Raw genomic sequence first — 25314 nt, 5'->3', positions numbered from 1 at the left:
TGTCTCTGATGGCCACTCAATCAGCGGTGCGCCCTTTGACCGCGAAGATGCCCTGGGGCCGCTTCTGGATGAAGATGATGATGAACACCAGCACCGCAATCTTGGCCAGCACCGCGCCCGCCCAGCCTTCGAGGAACTTGTTCAGGATGCCCAGACCCAGCGCGGCATACACCGTGCCCGCCAGCTGGCCCACGCCGCCCAGCACCACCACCATGAAGGCATCGACGATGTAGCTCTGCCCCAGGTCCGGCCCCACGTTGCCCACCTGGCTCAGCGCGCAGCCCGCCAGGCCCGCAATGCCCGAGCCCAGCGCAAAGGCCATGGTGTCGATGCGCGCAGTGTTCACGCCCATGCACGAGGCAATGGGGCGGTTTTGCGTCACACCACGCACGAACAGGCCCAGGCGCGTGCGACCGATCAGGTAGCCCATGCCCAGCAGCACCGCGATGGCAAAGCCGATGATGACGAGGCGGTTGTAGGGCAGCGTGAGGTTGGAGAGCACCTGCACGCCACCGCTCATCCACGCGGGGTTTTCCACACCCACGTTCTGCGCGCCAAAAATCGTGCGCACCAGTTGCATCAGCACCAGGCTGATGCCCCAGGTGGCCAGCAGCGTTTCCAGCGGGCGGCCGTACAGAAAGCGCAGCACGCCGCGCTCCAGCACCGCGCCCACGGTGGCCGAGGCGCCAAAGGCCAAGGGCAGCGCTGCGACCAGGTACCAGTCGAACGCACCCGGAAAATACTTCTGGAAGATGCCCTGCACCACATAGGTGGCGTAGGCGCCGATCATCATCAGCTCGCCGTGGGCCATGTTGATCACGCCCATCAGGCCGTAGGTGATGGCCAGGCCCAAGGCGACGAGCAGCAGGATGGAGCCCAGGCTGATGCCCGAGAACGCGGCGCCCAGGCGTTCGCCCCAGGCGAGCTGGCCTTCCATGGCGCGCAGTGCGGCCTGCAGTGCGGCCTTGACCTTGGCGTCTTCTTCGACGGTGACGCGTTCGTTGAGCAGCAGCCGCGTATCAGGTGTGGCGCTGAGCGACAGTGCCTGGGCGGCCGCGATGCGTTGTGCGGGGTCGTCGCTGCCCAGCAGCGTGGCGGCGCGCGCCAGCTCCAGCTGGGTCTTGATCTTGTCGTTGGTTTCCTGCGCCAGTGCCTTGTCGAGCAGGGGCAGACGGCCTGCATCCGGTTCCTTGGTCAGTGCCTTGGCGGCGGCCATGCGCTGGGTTTCGTCCTTGCCAAACAGCGCCAGGCCCGCCAGGGCCGTATCGATCTCGCCGCGCATGCGGTTGTTGTTGATGATGTCTTCGGCATCGGCGGGCACAGGGACCTCGGCGCCAGTGACAGGGTCGATGCCCTTGTCATCGCGCACGATCAGCGCCTTGCCGTCGGCCACCTTCACCGCGTCGTCGGCCAGCGCCTGCAAGAAGGCAGCGGTGCGTTCGCTGGGCTCCACCACGGCCTGCTGCACGGCGGCCACACGGTCGTCGGTGTCACCAGCGGCCATGGCCAGGGCCTGCTCGGCGGTGAGGGCGTGGGCGCTGCCCGCTAGGCACAACAGGCTGACCAGGCACCAGCGCATGGCCAGAAAACATCGCAACATAAGAAGAATTCCATTCGGCCTGCTGTCGGTGGCAGGCGGGTGTCAAAGAAAAAGGGAGGGCGCACACAGGCGCCCTCCCCTCTTGGGCACACTGCAGGTGCTTACTTCTTTTCAGGTTCGTCTTTTTTCTTGTCGTTGCCTTCGATGTAAGGAGACCATGGCTTGGCCTTCACGGGGCCGGGGGTCTTCCACACCACGTTGAACTGGCCGTCGGCCTTGATCTCGCCGATGAACACGCTCTTGTGCAGGTGGTGGTTCTTCTCGTCCATCTTGGAGACGATGCCCGACGGTGCCTTGAAGGTCTGGCCGGCCATGGCGGCAATCACCTTGTCCACATCGGTGCTCTTGGCCTTTTCAACCGCTTGCTTCCACATGTTGATGCCGATGTAGGTGGCTTCCATCGGGTCGTTGGTGAGCGGCTTGTCCTTGTGGCCGGCAATGCCCTTGGCCTTGGCGTAGTCGCTCCACTTCTTGATGAACTCGGTGTTGGCCGGGCTCTTGATGGACTGGAAGTAGTTCCAGGCGGCCAGGTGCCCCACCAGCGGCTTGGTGTCCACACCGCGCAGCTCTTCCTCGCCCACCGAGAAGGCGACCACGGGCACGTCCTTGGCCTTCAGGCCGGCGTTGCCCAGTTCCTTGTAGAAGGGCACGTTGGAGTCACCGTTGATGGTGGAGACCACGGCCGTCTTGCCGCCCTGGCTGAACTTCTTGATGTCGGCCACGATGGTCTGATAGTCAGAGTGGCCGAAGGGGGTGTACTTCTCGTCGATGTCGCTGTCCTTCACGCCCTTGCTCTTGAGGTAGGCGCGCAGGATCTTGTTGGTGGTGCGGGGGTAGACGTAGTCGGTGCCCAGCAGCACCCAGCGCTTGGCGCTGCCGCCGTCCTTGCTCATCAGGTAGTCCACTGCGGGGATGGCCTGCTGGTTGGGCGCGGCGCCGGTGTAGAACACGTTCTTGGACAGCTCTTCACCTTCGTACTGCACGGGGTAGAACAGCAGGCCGTTCATTTCTTCCACGACCGGCAACACCGACTTGCGCGACACCGAGGTCCAGCAGCCGAAGATGACCGAGACCTTGTCCTGGCCCAGCAGCTGCTTGGTCTTTTCGGCGAACAGGGGCCAGTTGGAGGCCGGGTCCACCACCACGGGTTCGAGCTTCTTGCCCAGCACGCCGCCCTTGGCGTTGATCTCGTCGATCGCCATGAGCACGGTGTCTTTCAGCACGGTCTCAGAGATGGCCATGGTGCCCGACAGGCTGTGCAGGATGCCGACCTTGATCGTGTCCTGGGCGTGGGCTGGCAGCGCAGACAGGCCAGCGAGCGTAGCGACGGCCGCGAGGGCCTTGAGGGAATAACGACGTTGCATGTGTGCTTCTCCGGTGGTGGTTTCAATCAGGAAATCAATCAAACCGCTTCGCCCGGTGGGCCCCGGTGTGGAGCCCCTGTGGATCGGGCGATGGAGTGGATTCTGGAGAGCGGGGCCGGTTGGCGAAATACGCCGGGTGGCGTACACGCCCCGCGGCGAGCCCGCATCACACGGGGGCCGTTGCGAGGCGACTCACCACCCCCGATGCACGCCATAGGCGCACAAGGGCAAGGCTGGCATTCACTATGAAAACAATAGCTGTTACGGCATATTTCACTAGCGCTACCAGCCCATTTCATGCAAAAACCTTGGCCTGCAAAGGTTGTGGGGCCTCCGTAGAATCCGAGGGTTTTCCCTAGTCTTGCGCGCCTAGCCCCATCGGCCCTGGTGCTGCCCTTTTGTCCCTCTGCGCTCCATGAACCTCCCCCTGCTGGCCCTGGCCATTGCCGCTTTTGGCATTGGCACCACCGAATTCGTGATCCTGGGGCTGCTGCCCGAAGTGGCAGGTGACCTGTCCGTCTCCATCCCCGCCGCTGGCATGCTGGTGTCGGCCTACGCACTGGGCGTGGCCGTGGGTGGACCGCTGCTGGCGGTGGCCACCGCGCGCTGGCCGCGCAAGACCACGCTGACCTGGCTGATGGTGCTGTTCATCGTGGGCAATGTGGGTTGCGCGCTGGCCCCCAGCTATGCGTGGCTGATGGTGGCGCGCGTGGTCACCTCGTTCTGCCACGCCGCGTTTTTTGGCATTGGCGCCGTAGTGGCCGCCAGCGTGGTGGAGCCCCACAAGCGCGCCCAGGCCATGGCGCTGATGTTCACCGGGCTCACGCTCGCCAACGTGCTGGGCGTGCCGCTGGGCACGCTGCTGGGCCAGCACCTGGGCTGGCGCTCCACCTTCTGGGCGGTGGTGGTGATTGGGGTGCTGGCCGTGGCCGCCGTGGTGCGCTGGGTGCCACACCTGCGCCACCAGATCAGCGGCAGCGCGCTGGGCGAGTTCCGCGTGCTGCGCATTCGCCAGGTGTGGCTGGCGCTGGCGGTGAGCGTGCTCGCATCCACCAGCATGTTCACGCTGTTCACCTACATCACGCCCATCCTGCGCGACGTGACCGGTGTCTCGCCCCAGAACGTGAGCGGCGTGCTGCTGCTGTGCGGCGTGGGCCTGACCATTGGCAACCTGCTGGGCGGCCGCCTGGCGGACTGGAAGCTGCTGCCCTCGCTGATGGGCATCTTTGCCGTGCTGGCGGGGGTGCTGGCAGCGTTTTCGTTCACCAGCGTGTGGCTGTGGCCTGCCGTCATCACCGTGGTGGTGTGGGGCATGGTGTCGTTCGCGGCGGGCACGCCGCTGCAGGCGCGGGTGGTGTCGCAGGCGGGCGACGCGCCCAGCTTGGCGTCCACGCTCAACATCGGCGCATTCAACCTCGGCAATGCCATTGGTGCCTGGCTGGGGGGCGCAGTCATCACGGCCGGGTGGTCACTGCAGACCATTCCGCTGGTGGCGGCCGCCGTCACGCTGAGTGCGCTGGCGCTCACGGCCTACATTGCCTGGCTGGACCGGCAGCCCACGCACAAGGCTCCGGCGCTGGCCGACTGCAAGACAGCCTAAGCCGTTTCGGCGCGCTCGAACGCCACATAGCCGTCTTCGATGGCAGGCAGGATCTGCAGCACCTCGAAATACGGCACGGTGAGCAGGGGGGAATCGCGCAGCCGCTCCATGAAGTCGTAGTGCTTGAGCGGGTCATCGGTTTCCACCAGCATCAGGTCGCTGCAGGGCGCTGCGAAGGCCTCGGCATCGAAGTGGCGCAGGCGCAGGGCTCCCTGGTAGCGGGGCAGCAGGGCATGCAGGTGCGCCTCACCCAACTCACGCCTTTGCTCACGGGGCAAACGCAGCCACTCGGGCAGTGCACGCAGGTGGATGAAGAAGGCATAACGGGTGGCCATGGGGGTGATCTCCTGGGGTCGATGAGAAAACAGGTGTTGAGCCAGCGGGCTTGGATCAAGCCGTGCGCAGCAGGCGGGCCAGCAGCCCGGGCGCCCAGCGCTGCAAGTGCCAGGCCGCGCGTGCCTTGCCGATGCGGATGTCGGCGTGCCCCGCCATCAGGCCGCGGATCAGTGCCTGTGCAGCGACATCGGGAGGGATCTTGCCGCGCCCTCGGCCCCGGGTCATGGGCGTGTCCACCAGGGGCATCACAGCGTGAACCACCCGCACTGGGCTGCCTTGCATCTGCACCCGCAGCGCCTGGGTGAACAGGTCCAGCCCGGCCTTGGTGGCGCTGTAAACCGCCGCCGTGCGCTTGGGGCAAGAGCCCAGCACCGACCCGACATTGACCACCCATGCGCGCTGCTGGGCCTGCAAATGGGGCAGCAGCACGCGCGTCAGCACCATCGGCGCCAGCAGGTTGATCCCGACCTCCGCGCGCATGTCCTGCACCTTGTAGCCGGCATCGTCCACCCGCAGGTCGTGCTGGATGCCTGCGTTGTTCACCAGCGCGCCAATATCGGGATAGCGCAGCAGCCACTGCGCCGCCAGGCCGTCCATCTCTTCGATGCGGGACAGGTCGGCCACCCAGGGCTCGATCAGTCCATGGGCATCTGCCAGCGCCTGCAGCGGCTCGGGCTGCCGTGCCACGGCCAGTACGGGCACGCCGCACCGTGCCAGCTCCAGGGCCAGCGCCCGGCCAATGCCCGAGCTCGCGCCAGTGACGATGGTGCGTGGCAAGGGGCCTGCGGGCGCGGCCCGGCGTGCGGTGGTGGGGGTGCGAGCGTGTGACATGGGCCGCACTCTAGGCATGGCTCCGTCCGTCGTCATCAACCCAGGTTAATTGGCGAACGAAGGAGGCTCTCACCCCCAGGCGCGGCGGACACTTCGCCACACTGCCACGCGGCATACTGCGCGCCATGGCCCCCATCCAGCACCCCGTCTTCTGGTCGCTCCTCACACAGGCGGCGGGCACGCAGGCCCTGCCCGACTGGGCCACGGCAGAGCGCGCCATCACCAAGCACGCAGTACAGGCAGGCGGCACGGTCTTTCTGCAGGGGGTACAGCACCCGTATGTTTACGCGGTTCAAGCAGGCTTGTTCAAGCTGAGCTACCTGCAGGATGACGGCACGGAATGGATCAAGTCGTTTGCCGAAGAAGGACGTTTTTTTGCCAGCGTATCCGCCCTGCAGCCTAGCGGCCGCACGGCCTTCATGGTGACGGCCATCGAGCCCGCCACCCTGGAGCGCATCGACCACGGCGTGCTGCTCGCGCTGGCCGAACGCCACCTGCCCTGGGCAAAGGCGCTGTACCAGCTGACCCTGGTGTACGCCGCACGCAAGGAGGCGCGTGAGCGCGAACTGCTCACCCTCACCCCCGAGGGCCGCTACCGTGCCTTCCTGGCATCACACCCCAACCTGGCGCTGCGCATCCCGCAAAAAGACCTGGCCCGCCACCTGGGATTGACGCCCGTCGGGCTCAACCGCATTGCCATGCGCGTGCGGCGCAGCGTCACATAGCCGACATTCGCCGGCAGCGCAGCGCTGCACAGTGGCGCTAGGATGGCCCCCTGCCCTTGCCACGCGGTAATTGCCATCGAAGGCGCCGGCGTGCACTTTCTCAACCGCTCAGGACAACCCATGGTGAAACGACGCACAGTGCTTCTCGGTGGCGCCGCAACAGCCGGCGCGCTGGTCATCGGCTGGGGCGTGGTGCCCCCGCGCCAGCGGCTGCACACCGCGCAGCCCCTGCCCCGGGGCACGGGCCAGGTGGCGCTGAATGGCTGGCTCAAGGTAGCCGCCGACAACACGGTGACGGTGATGATGGCCAAGTCCGAAATGGGCCAGGGCGCGCACACCGGGCTGGCCGCCATCCTGGCGGAAGAGCTGGACGCCGACTGGGCCCAGGTGCGGCTGGAGATGGCGCCCATCGACGACATCTACAACAACCTGGCCACGGTGGTGGACGGCCTGCCGTTCCACCCCGACAACGACGGCTCCATCAAGGCCGTGGCGGGCTGGCTGACCGCCAAGACCATGCGCGAAGTGGGCGTGATGATGACTGGTGGCTCCAGCAGCATCAAGGACCTGTGGCGCCCCATGCGCGAGGCCGGTGCCCACGCCCGCGCCATGCTCATCAACGCAGCGGCCGTGCAATGGAAGGTGCAGGCCGCCGAATGCAAGGCCAACGCTGGCGTGGTGGAACATGCGGCAGGCCAGCGCGCCACGTATGGCGAGCTGGCTGCACTGGCGGCGCAGCAGCCGCCACCGGGCAAGGTGCCCCTCAAGGCGCCTGCTGAATTCAAGCTGATCGGCAAGCCGCTCACCCGCATCGAGGCGCCCTCCAAGCTCGACGGCAGTGCGGTATTTGGCATCGATGCCCACCCGCCCGGCCTGCTGTACGCCAGTGTGGTGATGTGCCCCACGCGGGGCGGCAAGGTGGTCCAGTTCGATGGCGCAGCCGCGCAAAAAATGCCCGGGGTGAAGGAGGTGCTGGCCGTAGCGCCGTACCACGGCGGCACTGGCGGCGTGGCCGTGATTGCCGACACGCCCTGGCACGCCAAAAAGGCCGCCGCCGCAGTCAGCGTGCAGTGGGACCATGGCCCCGCCGCCACGCTGTCGAGCGCCGCTGTCATGACCCAGCTGACCCAGGCGCTGGACCAGGCCCAGGGCTTTGGCTACCACAGCGTGGGCGATGTGGACCAGGCCCTGCAAGGCGCTGCAACCACCCTCACTGCCGACTACCGCGCGCCTTACCTGGCCCACGCCACCCTGGAGCCCATCAACTGCACCGTGCAGTTCAAGGATGGCGCGGCCAGCGTGTGGACATCCACCCAGGTGCCGGGCCTGGCGCGCATGGCGGCCGCCAAGGCCCTGGGCATCGACGACACCAAGGTGACCGTGAACCAGCTGCTGCTTGGCGGCGGGTTTGGCCGGCGGCTGGAGGTGGACTATGTGGCCCAGGCCGCCGCCATTGCCAAGGCCGCGGGCGGCGCGCCGGTGCAGACGCTGTGGTCCCGCGAGCAGGACCTGCAGCACGACTTCTACCGCCCCGCCTGCGTGGCCCGGTTCAAGGCCGGGCTGGACGCACAGGGCCAGCTGGTGGCCTGGCACAACGTGTCGGCCGGTCAGGCCATCGTGCCGCAGGTGCTGGCCCGCACCTTTGGCCTGCCGGGCGCGGGGCCGGACAAGACCACGTCCGAAGGCGCGTTCGACCAACCCTACGAGTGGCCCCACGCACGCATTGCCCACGAGATCATCGACCTGCCGCTGCCCGTGGGCTTCTGGCGCTCGGTGGGGCATTCGCACCAGGCGTTCTTCAAAGAGAGTTTTGTGGACGAAGCAGCCCACGCCGCCAAGAAGGACCCGGTGGCCTTCCGCGCCGCGCTGCTGCAAAAACACCCGCGCCACCTGAAGGTCCTGCAAAAGGCGGCCGAGCTGGCGGGCTGGGGCCAGCCCTTGCCGCCGGATGCGTCGGGCGTGCAACGGGCGCGCGGCGTGGCGCTGCACCAGTCGTTCGGCTCCATCGTCGCGCAGGTGGCCGAGGTGTCGGTGGGCGCCGAAAAGGCCATCCGGGTGCACCGCGTGGTGTGCGTGATCGACTGCGGCGCGGCCATCAACCCCAACCTCATTGCCCAGCAGATGGAAAGCGCCGTGGTCTATGGCCTCACCGCTGCGCTGTGGGGCGAAGTGACGATCAAGGATGGCCAGGTGCAGCAGAGCAACCTGCACGACTACCCCCTGCTGCGCATGGCCGACTGCCCCCGCGTGGAGACCCACATCATCGCCAGCGCCGAGCCCCCCGAGGGCGTGGGCGAGCCCGGTGTGCCGCCCATCGCACCCGCCGTGGCCAATGCCTTGTTTGCCCTCACCGGCCAGCGCCTGCGCGCGCTGCCGCTCAAGCTCAGCTGACCCGACGCATCGGAGCCCCCATGACCACGACCCTGAACCTCAACGGCCAACCCGTCGCTGTCAACGCCGAACCCGACACGCCCCTGCTGTGGGTGCTGCGCGGCGAACTGCAGATGAACGGCACCAAGTTTGGCTGCGGCATGGCGCTGTGTGGCGCCTGCACGGTGCACCTGAACGGCGAGCCGGTGCGCGCCTGCATCACGCCCCTGTCGGCCGTGGGCAGCGCCCAGGTCACCACCGTCGAGGGCCTGCAGGGCCCCGAAGCCTCTGCACTGCGCACCGCATGGACCGCAGTGGATGTGGCGCAGTGCGGCTACTGCCAGAGCGGGCAGCTGATGTCGGCCTGTGCCCTGCTGAAGAAAACGCCGCAGCCTACCGATGCCGACATCGACGCCGCCATGTCGGGCAATGCCTGCCGCTGTGGCACCTACCCGCGCATCCGGGCGGCGATCCACCAGGCTGCGCGCGGGCCTCAGGGCTGAGAGATCCCCCCTCCCAGGTCGAGCGAAACCTGCTCGACCACGCCCCCTTTTTCGGGCGGCATGTCGGCGCAGTACACGGCATTGCGCCCTGTGCCCTTGGCTTGGTAAAGGGCCTGGTCGGCACGGTTCACCAGCTCTTCAAAATTCATCCCCGAGCCCTTGTACAGGGTGGCTACGCCAATGCTCACGGTGACTGCCACCTCCTGCCCTTCGTCGCCCACGCACACCAGCAAGGACTCGACCTCGCGGCGCAGCGACTCTGCCACTTGCAACGCGCTCGCGCTGTCGGTCTCGGGCAGCACGATGACAAACTCCTCGCCCCCAAACCGCGCGACGATGTCCACGCCGCTGCGCTTGTGCCCAGCACACACCTGGGCCACGGCACAGATCACGCGGTCGCCCGCCAGGTGGCCGTACAGGTCGTTGACGGTCTTGAACAAATCGATGTCTGCCACCAGCACCGACATCGGGTGCCCAAAACGCTCCGTGCGCTTGTATTCCTTGGCACCCAGCTCCATCAGCGTGCGGCGGTTGGACAGGCCCGTGAGCGAGTCGTTGGCGGCCAGCCGCTCCAGCGTGGCGTTGAGCTGCTGCAGCAGGCGGTTCTGCTCGGTGAGCTGCTGGTTGATCTGGGCGATCTCGGTCTCGCGGCACTTGCGGTCGTGGATGTTGAACGTGACGCCGATCAAGCGCTTGCCGGGCGTCTCGCTGTGGCCGTCCATGATGCGGCCATAGTTGGCAAACCAGATCCACTCGCCACTCTTGGAGCGCAGCCGGAACTCACACCGGTACTGCGGCGTGACGCCCGTCAGGTGGTCGGCCACGGCCTTGCGCACGGTGTCGATGTCGTCGGGGTGGAACAGGCCGTAGATGTCCTGCACGCCCGAGACGATTTCATCCTCGGAGAACCCCAGCTCTTCAAACGTCTTGGTCGCCTTGCGCGTGACGTTGCCGGTGATGAGGTCGTTCTCCCACAGGTCGAGCCCGGCGGCCTCCAGGGCCAGCTCCAGCCGCTCCTTGTTCAGGTCCGCCTCACCCATGGCCATGACCACCTTTTTTCACAGCGTTCCGTTTCTCTCGTGCGTCGGTGCGGGCTTCAGGGTTCAGCCGGGCGGCATGCCACCCGCGTAACCGATATTGCGCAGCAGCGCGGCAAACGATGCCACGACGCCAGGGGTGTTGTAGAGCTGGGGCGCAGTCTGCACCGCAATCACGCTCACCTGGTTGCCGGTGCTGCGGCCCGTTGTGGCATCGAAATACTGGGCCAGGTCGTCGCTCGCGTTCGAGAAACCGCGCCCCGTGCTCTCGGAGTAGTAGCAGATCGAGTCGGGCGCAATGATGTCGGGGGTGGTGCTGGCCGCCGAATACATGATCAGGTTCTCGTTGAGGTTGTAGAGGTAATGTGTCTCCGTGCTCTGGGCCGGGTTGGGTGCATTGTCCAGCCGGATGATGCCCGAGTCCAGCGACGCGCTGGACGTGGACTGGCTGACCGAGGTGATGAAAAAGTTGGTGACCACGGCGCGCGCGGCACGGCCGGTGAGGTTCTGGATGCCCGCCGCCACGGCCTGGGTGCTCAGCGGCGTGACCGCCTGCAAGAGCTGCAGGCCCAGCTGGCGTGCCTGCTCCAGCGTGCCCGGAATGTAGCTGCCCGACAACGCGAACTGGTTGCCTGCGTTGGAGGGCCACATCGCGATACCCGAGTACCCGCCAAAACCGCCCACCACCCCGCCCGCCAGCGACTCGATGCCCGACGCCGTGGCGGAGCCCAGCACCGCGTACTCCGCCGCCACGAGCGTGGACGCATCGCTGGCCAGCACGGCGGGACTGGGCGCTGGCCCGGAAGGGGCTGTGAAGGTGGTCTGGGGCAGCTCAGGCACGGCACGGCCTGCGCCATCGCCGTTCACCACCCAGATGCTGCCGCCCGACATGGCCGCGCCAATCAACGGCACCAGCGAATTGATGGGTCCGATCTCCACCGGGATGAAGGCGCCTGGCTGCATGCCGGTGTACGCCTGCATCACGGCCACGGTGTTGCTGATGGAGTTCTGCACCGCCGTGAGGGTGAGGTTGTCGGCCGCGTCGGGCGAACCCATGATGGCCAGCACACAGGCATTGGTGGCGCCGTCGTAGTCCTGCACCTGCACCGTGCCCGTGTAGCCCTGGTCTGCCAGCTGCTGCACGATGGCGCATGCGTCTTGGTAACTGCCACCACCCCCGCTGGCCAGCACGGCCGCCCCGGTGGCGATCGCCTGGAAATCGGTCAGGCCATAGAAATAGACATTGCCCATCGGGCCCCCCTCTCTTATTTGGATGAAAAGCACGATATCCGAGCCCCGTCGAAAGTCAATGACCGGGATACCACGGGGGGATCGGCACCACGGCAGGGCCTGCACTCTGGTTTACGGCGGCATCATCGCCTATGCTGTGCACCAAGTTGTTTTCCGCTACCCCCACCATGAGCACCCCCGAAAAATCCCCCGTTTACGGCACCGAAGACCTTTTGATCAGCCTGTGCAACTCCGTCACCCGCGTGCTGGGCGTGGCTACACACAGCCAGATCCACTACTCCGGCATGGTGCAGCGCATCAGCAAGACCTGCCTGAAACCCGACATTGGCTGCTTTGTGCTGTTTGACGGCGGCTTCTCGGGGCTGGTGATCATCAACTTCTCGGGCCAGGCGGCGATGGAGCTGTACGCCAACTACCTGCTGAACATGGGTATGTCCAAGGACGACCTGGTCAGCTCGTACACCTCCGACGAGGTCAGCAACGTCATGGGCGAGCTGATGAACCAGGTGGTGGGCGACTTCACCGGCAAGGTGCGCCGCGAGCTGCAGACCCACATCACACAAAACCAGCCCAAGATGCTGGTGCTGAACAAGCAGGTGCAGCTGTCGGTGGACGCCAACCTCGACAAGCCCGAGGCCCGGCGCGTGACCTTCTACACCAGCAACAACAACATCTTCTACCTGGAACTCGCCATCGACCGCACCGAGTTCATCAAGCTCTACGACTTTGAAGCCCAGGAAGCTCCCGACCCGGACGCGCTGATGGCCCAGTCGCAAGAAGCACCGCCCGTGCCCGCCCCACCGCCAGCCGGCCAGGACGACACGGATGCCCTGCTCAAGTCGTTGGGGATGTAGAAACACTACAAAAAAGATAGCTGCCAGCGCATGAAATACTAGCGCTTGCAGCCAATTTTGCTCAAAGAAGCGCCCAGAGTAGCTATGGCGCTCCTCCGGGCGGCCCAGCGGGCCTGTCCTACACCCGCCGTCACGATGCACTGACCGCTCCGCCAAGTCACGGGTCTAAGCTGAAAAGCCCAGCTGTTGATCGGAAAGGAGCCCCCATGCCACGTGCAGCCTGGAGCGCCAAACGCGAGCGCCAGTACGAACACATCAAGGACAGCCTGCTGGAACGCGGAGAGAGCGAGAGCACCGCCGAAGAGATTGCCGCGCGCACAGTGAACAAGGAACGCGCCCAACACGGCGAAGCCCGCACAGCCAACCCCAAGACCCTGAAGGCCACGCCGGCCCCCGTGCGCGGCGGCAAAAACTCGCACCGCGGCCCGCAGGGCCGCACGCGCGAGCAGCTGTATGAGGACGCCAAGCGCGCGAACATCCGGGGCCGGTCCCGGATGAACAAGCAGCAGCTGGAGCAGGCCCTGGCGCGCTGACCCGGGCGCGCACCTGGCGCCCCCTCACTGCCAGCCGTAGCGCCGCACGTACCAGCGCTTCATCACGGTCGTCAGCAGCACATAGCCCGCCAGAATGCCCACCAGCCACGGAAAGTAAGCCAGCGGCAGCGCCTGCAGCTTGAAGTGACCGGCCAGCGGCCCCATGGGGATGAAGATGCCCACCGCCATGATGAGCACCGTGGCCGTGAGCAGCGGCACCGAGGCCACGCTCTGCACAAACGGCAGCTTGGGGGTGCGGATCATGTGCACGATCAGCGTCTGCGTGAGCAGCCCCACCACAAACCAGCCCGACTGGAACAGGGTCTGTGCGCCCTCGTTGTTGGCACCAAACACGTGCCACATGACGGCGAAGGTGGTGATGTCGAACACCGAGCTGATGGGCCCGAAGAACACCATGAAGCGGCCGATGTCGCCAGGGTTCCACTTCAGCGGGTTGCGGATGAGCTCCTCGTCCACGTTGTCGAACGGGATGGCGATCTGCGACAGGTCATACAGCAGGTTCTGCACCAAGAGGTGCAGCGGCAGCATGGGCAAGAAGGGCAGGAACGCACTGGCCACCAGCACCGAGAACACGTTGCCGAAGTTGGAGCTGGCCGTCATGCGGATGTACTTGAGCATGTTGCTGAAGGTCTTGCGGCCCTCCATCACGCCCTCTTCCAGCACCATCAGGCTTTTCTCCAGCAGGATGATGTCGGCCGCCTCCTTGGCAATGTCCACCGCGCTGTCCACGCTGATGCCGATGTCGGCCGCACGCAGCGCCGGGGCGTCGTTGATGCCGTCGCCCATGAAGCCCACCACATGGCCGCCCGCGCGCAGCGCGCGCACCAGCCGCTCCTTGTGCAGTGGCGAGAGCTTGGCAAACATGTTGTGGGTGTCGGCTGCGCGCGCCAGGGTGGCGTCGTCCATGGCGTCCACGTCCTTGCCCAGCAGCACGCCCTGCACCGCCAGGCCCACCTCGCGGCAGACCTTGAGTGTCACCAGCTCGTTGTCGCCGGTCAGCACCTTCACGGCCACACCGTGCGCAGCCAGCGCCTTCAGCGCGGGGGCAGTGGATTCCTTCGGTGGGTCCAGAAACGCCACGTAGCCGATCAGCGTGAGGCCCGATTCATCGGCCACGCTGTACACCGTCTGGTGGGGCGGCGTCTCCTTCATGGCCACGGCGACCACGCGCAGGCCCTCGTTGTTCAGACCGCGCGTCACCTCCAGCACCCGCGCGCGCAGGGTGGCGTCCAGCGGCAGGTCTTGCGCGCCGGTGTCTTCCACCACGCGGACCTGGGTGCACACGTCCAGCATCTCCTCCACCGCACCCTTGCAGATCAGCTCGTGGTGGTCGTTGCGCTCGCTGACGATGACCGACATGCGCCGGCGCATGAAGTCGAAAGGCACCTCATCGACCTTGCGGTAGTCCTGCGCCAGGCGCAGGTCGGTCTGCAGCTCCACATGCTCCAGCACGGCGTGGTCCAGCAGGTTCTTCAGGCCGCTCTGGTAGTGGCTGTTGAGGTAGGCAAAGGCCAGCACCTCGTCACTGTTGTGGCCGAACACGTCGGTGTGGCGCTCCAGAAAGATCTTGTCCTGCGTGAGCGTGCCGGTCTTGTCGGTGCACAGCACGTCCATGGCGCCAAAGTTCTGGATCGCGTCCAGCCGCTTGACCACCACCTTCTTGCGCGACAGCAGCACGGCCCCTTTGGCCAGCGTGCTGGTCACGATCATGGGCAGCATCTCGGGCGTGAGGCCCACAGCCACCGACAGCGCGAACAGAAACGCCTCCAGCCAGTCGCCCTTGGTAAAGCCGTTGACCACCAGCACGATGGGCACCATGACCAGCGCAAAGCGGATCAGCAGCCAGCTCACGCTGTTGACGCCTGCCTGGAACGCGGTGGGCGTGCGGTCGGTGGCCGTGACGCGGGTGGCCAGCGTGCCAAAGTAGGTGTGGTTGCCCGTGGCCACCACCAGTGCCGTGGCCGAGCCCGAGACCACGTTGGTGCCCATGAACAGCAGGTTGGTGGCCTCCAGCGCACTGGTGCCGGGCTGGCTGCGCTCGGCAAATTTTTCGACCGGCAGCGATTCGCCCGTCATGGCCGACTGGCTCACGAACAGGTCCTTGGCCGTGAGCACGCGGCAGTCCGACGGGATCATGTCGCCCGCCGACAGCACGATGTGGTCGCCCGGCACCAGCTGGTGGATGGGCAGCTCGCGCGGCGTGGCTGCGGCCTCCGCGCCGCTGCGGCGCAGCACCGTGGCGGTGTTGCTGACCAGCGACTTGAGGCGCTCGGCCGCGCGGTTGGAGCGACCCTCCTGCACAAACCGCAGCAGCGTGGAGAGCACCACCATGGCCAGAATCACGACGGTGGCCTCGTGGTCTTCGGTGAGGTACGAGATCAGTGCCAGCACCGTGAGCAGCACGTTGAACGGGTTCTTGTAGCAGTGCCACAGGTGCAGCCAGGCGGGCAGCGGCTTTTCGTGCTCCACCTCGTTGGGCCCGTGTTGGGCCAGGGCGGCGGCGGCCTGGGCGTCACTCAGACCCGCAGGGTCGGACTGCAGGCGCTCGATCAGTGGGAGCAGGTCATCGCTGGCGGCGCGCTGCAGCTCGCGGCTGAGCAGGTCGGGCGAGGTGGCGGGGGTGGGCGCACGGCCCAGGGTCAGCGTGTCCAGGATCAGCCGCCGCGCAAAGTGGCGCGTCACATGGCGGGTGTGCAGAAAGCGGTCGAACAGGTGGTGCAGGAAGCTCATGGCGGTCTCCCTAGCAGCAAGCGCTGACGGCGTTGCGCGTCACGGGCCGTGGTGCCGTGTGCGCAGAAATGTGAATGAAACGGAACATGGTGAGTCACTCCTTCTGGCCGGCAACGGCCAGAGGCGTGAGGCTCACGCCGTCACGCAAGCGATCGCCCCGGGCCCTGGGCCTGGTATGCAAAGTTCAATGGGGATGTGGTGTGGGGCGGCGCTTCGGAGCGCCTGCGCGGGTCTGGGTCCATGGGGCCTCCTGGGTAGTGGTTGCAATACCGGCGTGGGCCGGCTTAAAGCGGCCGCGCCCGGCGGCGCAATGCCCGCGCAGGCGGCTGGCCATGCAGGTAGCAGCGAATGCGGTGCGTGGGCCACAACGTGGTGCCGTCAAGTTCGGCCACGGCTTGCAGGCTGTCAGCGGCCCCATGGGCAGGGCCCTGTACGCCTGAAGGCAGCGATGCAGCATGCTCGGCGCGTTCAGCGCCAGGCGCCACCGCACGCTGGAAAAGGCTGGGCAGATCCACAACAAAAAAACGCATGGCCGTTGTCCTTGGCAGGCAGGGCGGAGCACGCAGACGCAGATGGGTGCCAGGGGGCACCGTCACAGCAGGCGGGCCATGCCCCAGCCAAAGGGGCGCGGCCCGTGCAGACGGCACAGATGCAGCAAAGCGGCAAGACGGTAAAGCCACCCACACCGCCATGGCCGACAGGGGCGCACGGGGTACAACAGGGGCTGGGAGAGACGGGGCCAGAGCTTGCACAAGGCAATCCACGGCCCGGGAGCGGGCGTCAGGAGGCCTGGCAGGCAGCAGCCGTCACGGCTTGCTGGGGTTCACTGCAACAACTGGCACTTTCCACGCTGGGGCTCCGGAAATGAAGGTGCGCGATTATTGCGCTGCAACATGACGAGGTCAATGCGTTTTTTTGGCCCCGACGGTCACCCTTCAAACTGGGGATGCAACTGCCGGATGCGGTTCATGGCCATGGCCGCTGCTGCGGTGCGTGTTTCCACCCCCAGCTTGGCAAACACACGCTCCAGGTGCTTCTTGACGGTGGCGGGGCTGGCGCCCAAGATGTCGCCGATGTCGCGGTTGATCTTTCCCTTGACCACCCAGTACAGCACCTCGGCCTCGCGCGCGGTGAGCTTGAAGGACAGGCTCATGGATTCGATGATCTTGGCATCCGACACCTCGCGCATCACGATGAGCCAGTCGCCGCCGCCGGCGCTGTCGCCAGCCTGCTGGTGCAGACGGAAGGTCAGCCTGCGGGCGCCCTGCTCCACCGCAAGGCGCGGGGGCTCGGCCAGCGAAGCGGCCAGCAGCTCGGCCGCGTTGTCGGCCAGCACATGGCGACGCAGCCAGGCCTGCACCGGCTCGGGCGCCCACTGGCCGAAGGCGGTGGGCGCGCCGTCCGGGCCCACTTCACCAAAGTAACTTTGCAGCAGCTCGCGCGCCAGCGGGGTCTGCCACACGATGCGTCCGTCCACCGCACGCACGGTGATGCTGGCGTAGCCAAACGCATCGAGCGCGTTGCGCGCCTCGCGGGCCTGGCGCGCGTCCTGCCGGGCCTTGCGGGCAGAGCCCAGGTGCACCCCCATGCGCGCCATCACCTCGCGCGGCTTGATGGGCTTGGTGACGTAGTCCACGCCGCCCGCCTCCAGCGCGGCCACCAGGTGCTCGGTCTCGGTAAGGCCGGTCATGAAGATGATGGGGATGTGCGCCGTGGCGGGCGATGCTTTGAGGCGCCGGGCCACTTCAAAGCCGTCCATGCCAGGCATCATCGCGTCCAGCAACACGATGTCGGGCAGGGCCTGCGCGGCGCGCTGCAGGGCGGCCTCGCCATGCGTGGCCACCAGCACGGTGTAGCCCGACTCATCCAGCGCGTCGTGCAAGACGGCCAGGTTGTCCGGCACGTCGTCCACGATCAGCACCACATCGCTGTCGGTGCGGTCCAGCGCGGCACCCGGCGCGCCCGGGGCCTGGAAGGAAGGTGGGTTGGCGGTGGTCATCACGAGGGTGCCTGTTCCAGGATCTGGCCCATGGCATCGAACTGGAACTGCTTGGCCAGCTGCCGCATGGTGCCCACAAAAGCGCTGTGTGCGGGCTGGCTGCGTTCAATGTCGTCCAGGGTGTTGAGAATGCCCCGGTAGTAGCCCAAAGACACTGCCTGCGCCAAAGCCGCCAGCGCAGTGGTATCAGGGTATGTGAGGGGTGCGGGCGCCGCAGAGGCCGCTGTGGGCGCTGGCCCCGTGGGGGCCTCGGCAGCCTCGTCGTATTGCCATTGCAGGCCCAAGCGGCGCTCCAGCCAGTCCAGCAGCTCGCTGTGGCGCACGGGCTTGACGATGAAGTCTTCGGGGCTGATCTCCACGTCATTATCGAGCGCCTTGTCGAAGGCATTGGCGGAAACGATGGCACATTGCACATCCGGCAACCGCATCTGCCGCACACGTCGCAAAGTCTCCCAGCCGTCGATGCCCGGCATGGCCAGGTCCATGAAGATGGCGTGCGGCCGGTAGCCGGTGGCCAGCAGGTCCAGCGCATCGTGGCCGCTGGCCGCCTGGCGCAGCTCAAAGCCCAGGGGTTCCAGCAGTTGCAGCAGCAGTTCGCGGTCGGGCTCTTCATTGTCCACCACCAGGATGCGGCGGCGCTCGCCTGCATACCCCCTGCGGGCGCGCTGGGCTTGCACCGCTACGGGCGCCGCCGCCTTGCCCAGCACATCCCCATGCACCTCGGGCAGGAACAGCTTGACGTGGAACACCGAGCCTACGCCCGGCGTGCTGCTCACCGTCAGCTCGCCGCCCATGAGCGCGGTGAGCATCTTGGCAATGGTCAGGCCCAGGCCTGCGCCCGGCGCGGCCGTGGTGCTGCCGCCGCCCGAGCCGCCGCGTGCAAAGGGCTCGAAGATGCGCTCGATCTCCTCAGCCGTGAGGCCCGGCCCCGTGTCCTGCACCTCGATGCGTGCCATCTCGCGCGCATGGCGCACGCGCAGCGTGACAGTGCCGTGCGCGGTGAACTTGACGGCGTTGCCCAGCAGGTTGATGAGGATCTGGCGCAGCCGCTTATCGTCGGCGCGCACCACTTCAGGAATCACGCCTTGTACATCAAACGTGAACGCCAGGCCCTTGGCGGCAGCTTGCAGTTCGAACAGGCTGGCCATCTCGTGCAGCCCGTCCGCAAAGCGCATGGGCGCCACGTCGAGCGTGAGCTTGCCTGACTCGATGCGCGCGATGTCGAGCGTGCCTTCGATGAGCGACAACAAATGCTCGCCGCCGCGCCGGATCACATGCACCGCCTGCTTGCGGTGCGGGGGCACGCCCGCGTCTTCGCCCATGAGCTGGGCATAGCCCAGGATGCTGTTGAGCGGCGTGCGGATCTCGTGGCTGATGGCGCTGATGTAGCGGCTCTTGGCCTGGTTGGCCTGGTCGGCCGCGCGCTGGGCCGCTTCGGCCACCTGGCGCGCCTGCTCGGCCACGCTGCGCGCTGTCTGCAGCGCCTCGTCGGTCTGGCGGTGCAGTTCGATCTCGCGCACCAAGAGGCCGGTCTGGCGGTTCGACTCCTCCTGCGCCACCTGGCGGCTCTTGTGCGCCAGCACCAGCCACCAGGCCACGATGCCCGAGATGACCAGCAGCGCGAGATATGCCTTGAGCAGGCCCGAGCGCAGCGCCACTTCGGGTGCCGCCATCACCTCGGTGTCCGTGGCCGCCTGGGTGATGGTGTTGAGTTCCTGGTGGTACAGCAGCCCCATCACCGAGGCCAGCAGCGGCGCGATCACCAGCATCAGCAGCAGGAAGTGGCCCAGGCCCGTGTCCAGGTAACGCCAGATGGCGCGCGGCAGCACCCAGCGCAAGGCTGCGGACCACTGCACTGCCATGCTGGCGTTTGGCTTGCACAGGTCGCCGCAGCGTGCATCCAGCGTGCAGCACAGGGAGCAGATGGCGCCCCGGTAGGCAGGGCACTGGGCCATGTCGGGGGCCTCGTATTCGCGCTCGCACACCACGCAACGCTGCACGGTGTAGCGCACATAGCTGCCCAGCTCGCCTTGGGCATTGCGGCGCAGCGGGCCGTGCAGCGGCACGGCCGCCACAGGGGCCAGGTCGCCATGCACCATGGCTTCGGGCTGGCGCGCAATGTAGTAGCGCCCGCGCGTGGCCCAGGCAATGAACGGTGCGGTGACAAAGGCCACCGCCATCGCAATCACCGCCGAGAACGCCTGCGGCAGCGGGCCGAACAGCCCCAGGTGCGCGCTGATGGACAGGATGGACGCCAGCGCCATAGAGCCCACGCCCACCGGGTTGATGTCGTACAGGTGCGCGCGCTTGAACTCGATGCCCTTGGGCGACAGCCCAAGCGGCTTGTTGATGACGAGGTCGGCCACCACCGACATGATCCACGCGATGGCGATGTTGGAGTACAGCCCCAGCACCTCGCCCATGGCGCGAAACACGTTCATCTCCATCAGCATGAAGGCGATCAGCGTGTTGAACACCACCCACACCACGCGCCCCGGGTGGCTGTGCGTGAGGCGCGAGAAGAAGTTGGACCACGCCAGCGAGCCCGCATAGGCATTGGTCACATTGATCTTGAGCTGCGAGATAACCACGAACAACGCCGTGGCCGCCACCGCCCAGCCGTAGTTCGGAAAGACGTATTCATAGGCGGCCAGGTACATCTGGTTTGGGTCCACCGCCCGGTCGGCCGGCACCATGTGGGTGAGCGCCAGGTAGGCGAGGAGCGCGCCGCCCAGCATCTTGAGCACCCCCAGCACCACCCAGCCCGGCCCTCCCACCAGCACACCCAGCCACCAGCGCCCCCGCGTGGCGGGCGTGCTGGCGGGCATGAAGCGCAGGTAGTCGGCCTGCTCCCCCATCTGGGTGATCAGCGCAATGCCCACGGTCAATGCCGCACCAAACAAGGGCAGCTGAAACGTGGCGCCGCGCATGAATTCACCACCGTAGTGCACAACACCAGAAAACGCACCAGGATCGCGCACCAGCACATAGGCAAACGGCACCACCAGCATCACCAGCCACAGCGGCTGCGTCCACACCTGCAGGCGGCTGATGGCCGACACACCGTGGGTGACCAGCGGAATCACCACAATGGCGCAGATGAGGTAGCCCCAGGTGGGCGGGATGTCGAGCGCCAGCTCCAGCGCATAGGCCATCACCGCGGCTTCGAGCGCGAAGAAGATGAAGGTGAAGCTGGCGTAGATCAGCGAGGTGAGCGTGGAGCCGATGTAGCCAAAGCCCGCGCCGCGCGTGAGCAGGTCCATGTCCACCCCATAGCGCGCCGCATACACGCTGATGGGCAGCCCCGCCAGGAAGATGATGAGCCCCGTGGCCACGATGGCCCAGAAGGCATTGATGAAGCCGTACTGCACCAGCAGCGTGGCGCCCACGGCCTCCAGGATCAGGAACGAGGCCGCACCAAACGCCGTGTTGGCCACCCGCCATTCGGACCATTTGCGAAAGCGCTGGGGGGTGTAGCGCAGCGCGTAGTCCTCCATGGTCTCGGTGGCCACCCAGCTGTTGTAGTCGCGCCGGACCTTCACGACCTGCTGCGGCGCCTGCGCGTCGGCATCCGGCCCCAAGGCTGCTGCCGAGGCCGCGTCGGGCGGTACAAGGGGGGCGGTGGAAAGGGGCATGGGCAAAGGACGACGGCAGCCCTTGCAAGTGCAGTTTCCATGCCACGATTCGCCTTCACGTCCAGCGCACCTCCGCCCTCTGGCGTATGGCGGGCACGGGGCTTGCTGCCTATGATGAATCCGCTGCCCTTCGGACCGCATGGCCATCGATGACGATTGCCCCGTGTGTCCGGCCTGGACAACCCGCCACACGAGCCCACCCCTCCTTACATTGAGCAGAACGACATGGAACTGACCCCTCGTGAGAAAGACAAGCTGCTGATCTTCACTGCCGCCCTGCTGGCCGAGCGCCGCAAGGCCCGGGGGCTGAAGCTCAACTACCCCGAGGCTGTCGCCCTGATCAGTGCCGCCGTGATGGAAGGCGCGCGCGACGGCAAGACCGTGGCGCAGCTCATGAGCGAAGGCCGCACCGTGCTGACCCGCGCGGACGTGATGGAAGGCATCCCCGAGATGATTCCGGACATCCAGGTGGAGGCTACCTTCCCCGACGGCACCAAGCTCGTCACCGTCCATCAGCCGATCGTCTGACCCCTTTTCTCCCCCTCTTCTCTCCGTGGAGCCCCCCATGCGCATCACACCCTCACACCGTCACACAGCCGCTCTTCTCTTCATAGCAGCCAGTTCAATCAGTTCTAGCGCCTTCGCCCATACCGGCGCTGAATCCCACATCCACAACAGTTTTCTGAGCGGCTTGGCCCACCCCCTGTTCGGCCTGGACCACCTGGCCGCCATGGTGGCCGTGGGCCTGTGGAGCGCCCTGTCCGCGCGCCGTGCTGGACGCGAACTGCTGTGGGGCCCCGTGGGCTTTGCGGCCATGTTGCTGGCAGGCGCCGTGCTGGGCCTGCAGGGCGTGACACTGCCTGCGGTGGAGCCGATGATTGCCGCGTCGCTGCTGGCCACGGGCCTGCTTGTCGTGTCGCGCCTGCGCGTTCCCGGCCTCATGGCCGCGCTGGGCGTGGGCGTGTTTGCCGTCTTTCACGGCGTGGCCCACGGCGTCGAGCTGGCGGGCAGCCACAGCGCCTGGCAAACCCTGGCGGGCATGCTGACGGCCACCGTGCTACTGCATGGCGCTGGGCTGGCGGCAGGCTGGGCACTGCGCCATCGCACCGTGTGGCTCAGCCACGCTGCAGGCGCTGCCGTGGCGCTGATGGGTGGCGCCCTGCTGGCCCAGATGGCCTGACAGGTCTGACTGGCGTCATGCATACCGACACCGCAGCAGCTCCTCCCTCAAGGACCCGACCATGATCCCAGGCGAACTCTTTACCGAACCCGGCGAGCACGCGCTCAACACCGGCCGCCGTACACTGACCGTGGTGGTGCGCAACACCGGCGACCGGCCCATCCAGGTGGGCTCGCACTACCACTTTGCCGAGACCAACAACGCCCTGGGCTTTGACCGTGCGGCTGCACGCGGCATGCGGCTCAACATCGCATCCGGCACCGCCGTGCGCTTTGAACCCGGCCAGGAGCGCACCGTGGAGCTGGTGGACTACGCAGGCGAGCGCCGCGTATTCGGCTTTCAGGGGCTGACCCAGGGCCCGCTGTAGCAAATTCAAGCCCAATTGGCCGGTAGCGCCGGTATCAATTGCCCCAGCAGCTATCAAAAACATAGTAAACCGTTCTTGCGGAGCACCCCTCACATGGCAACCATTGGACGACGCGCCTACGCCGAGATGTTCGGCCCCACGGTGGGCGACCGCGTGCGCCTGGCCGACACCGAACTCATTCTCGAAGTCGAGGCCGACCACACCCTGCGCGCCGGCAGCTACGGCGAAGAGGTGAAGTTTGGCGGCGGCAAGACGATTCGCGACGGTATGGCACAGAGCCAGCGCAGCAATGCACAAGGCGCGGTGGACACAGTGCTGACCAACGCTCTGGTGGTAGACCACACCGGCATCTTCAAGGCCGACATCGGCCTGCGCGCAGGCCGCATCGCCGCCATCGGCAAAGCCGGCAACCCCGACACCCAGCCCGGAGTGGACATCGTCATCGGCCCCGGCACGGAGGTCATCAGCTGCGAAGGCAACATCGTCACCGCAGGCGGCATCGACAGCCATATCCACTTCATCTGCCCGCAGCAGATCGAAGAGGCCCTGGCCAGCGGCGTGACCACCATGCTGGGCGGCGGCACCGGCCCCGCTACGGGCACGCTGGCCACCACCTGCACGTCGGGCCCCTTTAACATGGAGCGCATGCTGCAGGCCGCCGACGCCTTCCCCATGAACCTCGGCTTCCTCGGCAAGGGCAACGCCAGCCTGCCCGATGCGCTGCACGAGCAGATCAACGCGGGCGCCATTGGCCTGAAGCTGCACGAAGACTGGGGCACCACGCCCTCGGCCATCAGCAACTGCCTGGATGTGGCCGAAGCCACCGACACGCAGGTGGCCATTCACAGCGACACGCTCAACGAATCCGGCTTTGTGGAGAACACCATTGCCGCCGTGGGCGGGCGCGGCATCTGCGCCTTCCACACCGAGGGCGCGGGCGGCGGCCATGCACCGGACATCCTGCGCGTGGTGGGCGAGGACAACTTTCTGCCCAGCTCCACCAACCCCACCATGCCGTACACGCACAACACGCTGGACGAGCATGTGGACATGCTCATGGTGTGCCACCACCTCGATGCCAGCATTGCCGAGGATCTGGCCTTTGCCGAGAGCCGCATCCGCAAGGAGACCATCGCGGCCGAAGACATCCTGCACGACCTGGGCGCCATCAGCATGATGTCCAGCGACAGCCAGGCCATGGGCCGCGTGGGCGAGGTCATCCTGCGCACCTGGCAGACGGCGCACAAGATGAAGGTGCAGCGCGGCAGCTTGCAGGGCGACACGGCCCGCAACGACAACACGCGCATCAAACGCTACGTGGCCAAATACACCATCAACCCCGCGATTGCGCATGGCATCAGCCACGAGGTGGGTTCTCTCGAAGTCGGCAAGTGGGCCGACATCGTGATCTGGAAGCCCGCGTTCTTTGGCGTCAAGCCCGCGCTGATCCTGAAGGGCGGACTGATTGCCATGGCTGCGATGGGCGACCCCAACGCGTCCATCCCCACACCGCAGCCCGTGCACTATCGGCCCATGTTTGGCGCGTTTGGCGGGGCCATCGCCAAAACGTCGCTCACCTTTGTCTCGCAGGCAGGATTGGCTGCTGGCATTGGCGAGCGCTTTGGCCTGCGCAAGACGCTTTCCGCCGTGCGCAACATCCGCGGCATCCGCAAGCGCGACATGGTGCACAACAGCTACACGCCCAAGATGGAGGTGGACGCGCAGACCTACACCGTGCGCGCCGACGGCCAGCTGCTCACCTGTGAAGCGGCCACCGTGCTGCCCATGGCACAGCGCTACTTCCTATTCTGAGGTTGCTTCCCATGAACGCCTTGCTGCAAGACCTGCGGATCCGCCTGGACGACCTGACCGATCCCCGCATCGAAGCCTTCATGCAGGAGCATTTGAAGGACATGCGTGCCACCTCGCCACCGGAGAGCGTGCACGCGCTCGACATGGTGCAACTGCGCCAGCCTGAGATCCGCTTCTGGACGGCCTGGCGCGGCGATGACGAGCTGGTGGGTACCGGTGCACTCAAGCACCTGGATGCCGACCATGCCGAACTCAAGTCCATGCGCACAGCAGCCAGCGTGCGTGGCCAGGGGGTGGGCCGGGCCGTGCTGGAACACATCCTGGGCCAGGCGGTCGACCTGGGCTACCAGCGCATCAGCCTGGAAACGGGCACCCAGCCCTTCTTTGAACCCGCGCACCAGCTCTACCTGCGCTATGGCTTTACCGACTGTGCACCATTCGGCAGCTACCGGCCCGATCCCCACAGCCGCTACATGAGCCGCGCCCTGTAGCGCATCCGCGCATCGCCTTTCGGCCAGGGCCACAATGTTGACCTCGCCTATCCGGCTCCGCCCTTCCCTCTTGCC

The 25314-nt window shown here is 66.5% G+C and carries 21 protein-coding genes; 11 read left to right on the top strand and 10 right to left on the bottom strand.

Annotated elements, in window-relative coordinates; genetic code table 11:
• Positions 1-16 precede the first annotated feature (16 nt).
• Together urtB and urtA are read right to left on the bottom strand one after the other, a co-directional pair.
• A complete protein-coding gene (urtB, locus tag AC07X4_RS12770; RefSeq protein ID WP_494740253.1) occupies positions 17-1600 on the bottom strand; it encodes an urea ABC transporter permease subunit UrtB in 1584 nt (527 codons plus the stop codon).
• A gap of 101 nt (positions 1601-1701) precedes the next feature.
• On the bottom strand, positions 1702-2964 hold the full coding sequence (urtA, locus tag AC07X4_RS12765; protein ID WP_056641426.1) for an urea ABC transporter substrate-binding protein: 1263 nt from the start codon (positions 2962-2964) through the stop codon (positions 1702-1704).
• 415 nt (positions 2965-3379) lie between these two features.
• Here urtA and AC07X4_RS12760 point away from each other — a divergent pair, with 415 nt between their 5' ends.
• Positions 3380-4564, top strand: a complete 1185-nt coding sequence (locus tag AC07X4_RS12760) for an MFS transporter (RefSeq protein WP_494740252.1) — start codon at positions 3380-3382, stop codon at positions 4562-4564.
• Here AC07X4_RS12760 and AC07X4_RS12755 read toward each other — a convergent pair.
• Entirely contained in the window at positions 4561-4899 is a 339-nt protein-coding gene (locus AC07X4_RS12755; RefSeq protein ID WP_260666487.1) for a darcynin family protein, read from the bottom strand. The two genes, AC07X4_RS12760 and AC07X4_RS12755, sit on opposite strands and share 4 nt — an antisense overlap.
• Before the next feature lie 55 nt (positions 4900-4954).
• The gene (locus tag AC07X4_RS12750) at positions 4955-5731 is read right to left on the bottom strand and encodes an SDR family NAD(P)-dependent oxidoreductase (RefSeq protein ID WP_494740251.1); all 777 of its coding nucleotides are present in this window, start codon (positions 5729-5731) and stop codon (positions 4955-4957) included.
• A gap of 125 nt (positions 5732-5856) precedes the next feature.
• Here AC07X4_RS12750 and AC07X4_RS12745 point away from each other — a divergent pair, with 125 nt between their 5' ends.
• The 3 genes from AC07X4_RS12745 to AC07X4_RS12735 all read left to right on the top strand — a co-directional run bounded on the left by AC07X4_RS12745 (position 5857) and on the right by AC07X4_RS12735 (position 9329).
• A complete protein-coding gene (locus AC07X4_RS12745; protein WP_494740250.1) occupies positions 5857-6456 on the top strand; it encodes a Crp/Fnr family transcriptional regulator in 600 nt (199 codons plus the stop codon).
• Between the two features lie 120 nt (positions 6457-6576).
• Positions 6577-8847: a xanthine dehydrogenase family protein molybdopterin-binding subunit gene (locus AC07X4_RS12740; protein WP_494740249.1), complete on the top strand. Its 2271-nt coding sequence runs from the start codon at positions 6577-6579 to the stop codon at positions 8845-8847.
• Between the two features lie 20 nt (positions 8848-8867).
• Entirely contained in the window at positions 8868-9329 is a 462-nt protein-coding gene (locus AC07X4_RS12735; RefSeq protein WP_494740248.1) for a (2Fe-2S)-binding protein, read from the top strand.
• Here AC07X4_RS12735 and AC07X4_RS12730 read toward each other — a convergent pair.
• Both AC07X4_RS12730 and AC07X4_RS12725 read right to left on the bottom strand, forming a co-directional pair.
• Complete coding sequence (locus AC07X4_RS12730) at positions 9320-10375, bottom strand: sensor domain-containing diguanylate cyclase (RefSeq protein WP_225580894.1); 1056 nt, start codon at positions 10373-10375, stop codon at positions 9320-9322. The genes AC07X4_RS12735 and AC07X4_RS12730 overlap by 10 nt on opposite strands.
• 57 nt (positions 10376-10432) lie before the next feature.
• A complete protein-coding gene (locus AC07X4_RS12725; protein WP_494740247.1) occupies positions 10433-11617 on the bottom strand; it encodes an S-methyl thiohydantoin desulfurase domain-containing protein in 1185 nt (394 codons plus the stop codon).
• Positions 11618-11784: 167 nt separating this feature from the next.
• Between AC07X4_RS12725 and AC07X4_RS12720 the strand changes: the two genes are divergently transcribed.
• Positions 11785-12471, top strand: a complete 687-nt coding sequence (locus AC07X4_RS12720; protein WP_056062049.1) for a DUF3334 family protein — start codon at positions 11785-11787, stop codon at positions 12469-12471.
• 206 nt (positions 12472-12677) lie between these two features.
• Positions 12678-13004 (top strand): plasmid stabilization protein, encoded by a 327-nt coding sequence (locus AC07X4_RS12715; protein ID WP_116749105.1) that lies wholly within the window; start codon positions 12678-12680, stop codon positions 13002-13004.
• A gap of 24 nt (positions 13005-13028) precedes the next feature.
• Here AC07X4_RS12715 and mgtA read toward each other — a convergent pair whose 3' ends face one another.
• From mgtA to AC07X4_RS12695, 4 genes are all read right to left on the bottom strand, one after another.
• Complete coding sequence (gene mgtA / locus AC07X4_RS12710; protein ID WP_494740246.1) at positions 13029-15755, bottom strand: magnesium-translocating P-type ATPase; 2727 nt, start codon at positions 15753-15755, stop codon at positions 13029-13031.
• A 284-nt stretch (positions 15756-16039) separates the two neighbouring features.
• On the bottom strand, positions 16040-16285 hold the full coding sequence (locus AC07X4_RS12705) for a hypothetical protein (protein ID WP_494740245.1): 246 nt from the start codon (positions 16283-16285) through the stop codon (positions 16040-16042).
• A 398-nt stretch (positions 16286-16683) separates the two neighbouring features.
• Entirely contained in the window at positions 16684-17754 is a 1071-nt protein-coding gene (locus AC07X4_RS12700) for a response regulator (protein ID WP_116749102.1), read from the bottom strand.
• Positions 17754-21389, bottom strand: a complete 3636-nt coding sequence (locus AC07X4_RS12695) for a hybrid sensor histidine kinase/response regulator (RefSeq protein WP_494740244.1) — start codon at positions 21387-21389, stop codon at positions 17754-17756. The genes AC07X4_RS12700 and AC07X4_RS12695 overlap by 1 nt, the downstream gene beginning before the upstream one ends.
• Before the next feature lie 225 nt (positions 21390-21614).
• Between AC07X4_RS12695 and AC07X4_RS12690 the strand changes: the two genes are divergently transcribed.
• The 5 genes from AC07X4_RS12690 to AC07X4_RS12670 all read left to right on the top strand — a co-directional run bounded on the left by AC07X4_RS12690 (position 21615) and on the right by AC07X4_RS12670 (position 25239).
• Entirely contained in the window at positions 21615-21917 is a 303-nt protein-coding gene (locus AC07X4_RS12690) for an urease subunit gamma (protein ID WP_015012806.1), read from the top strand.
• A gap of 37 nt (positions 21918-21954) precedes the next feature.
• A complete protein-coding gene (locus AC07X4_RS12685) occupies positions 21955-22569 on the top strand; it encodes a HupE/UreJ family protein (protein ID WP_494740243.1) in 615 nt (204 codons plus the stop codon).
• Positions 22570-22630: 61 nt separating this feature from the next.
• Positions 22631-22936: an urease subunit beta gene (locus AC07X4_RS12680; RefSeq protein ID WP_056060586.1), complete on the top strand. Its 306-nt coding sequence runs from the start codon at positions 22631-22633 to the stop codon at positions 22934-22936.
• Positions 22937-23029: 93 nt separating this feature from the next.
• A complete protein-coding gene (gene ureC / locus AC07X4_RS12675; RefSeq protein ID WP_056060582.1) occupies positions 23030-24748 on the top strand; it encodes an urease subunit alpha in 1719 nt (572 codons plus the stop codon).
• A gap of 11 nt (positions 24749-24759) precedes the next feature.
• Positions 24760-25239 carry a GNAT family N-acetyltransferase gene (locus AC07X4_RS12670; RefSeq protein WP_494740242.1) on the top strand — a complete coding sequence of 160 codons (480 nt, stop codon included), beginning with the start codon at positions 24760-24762 and terminating at the stop codon, positions 25237-25239.
• Positions 25240-25314: the final 75 nt, after the last annotated feature.

The sequence above is a fragment of the Acidovorax sp. GW460-11-11-14-LB4 genome (assembly GCF_059423685.1).
Note: the sequence above shows the minus strand (reverse complement) of the source record. Positions and strands in the feature narration are given on the sequence as shown.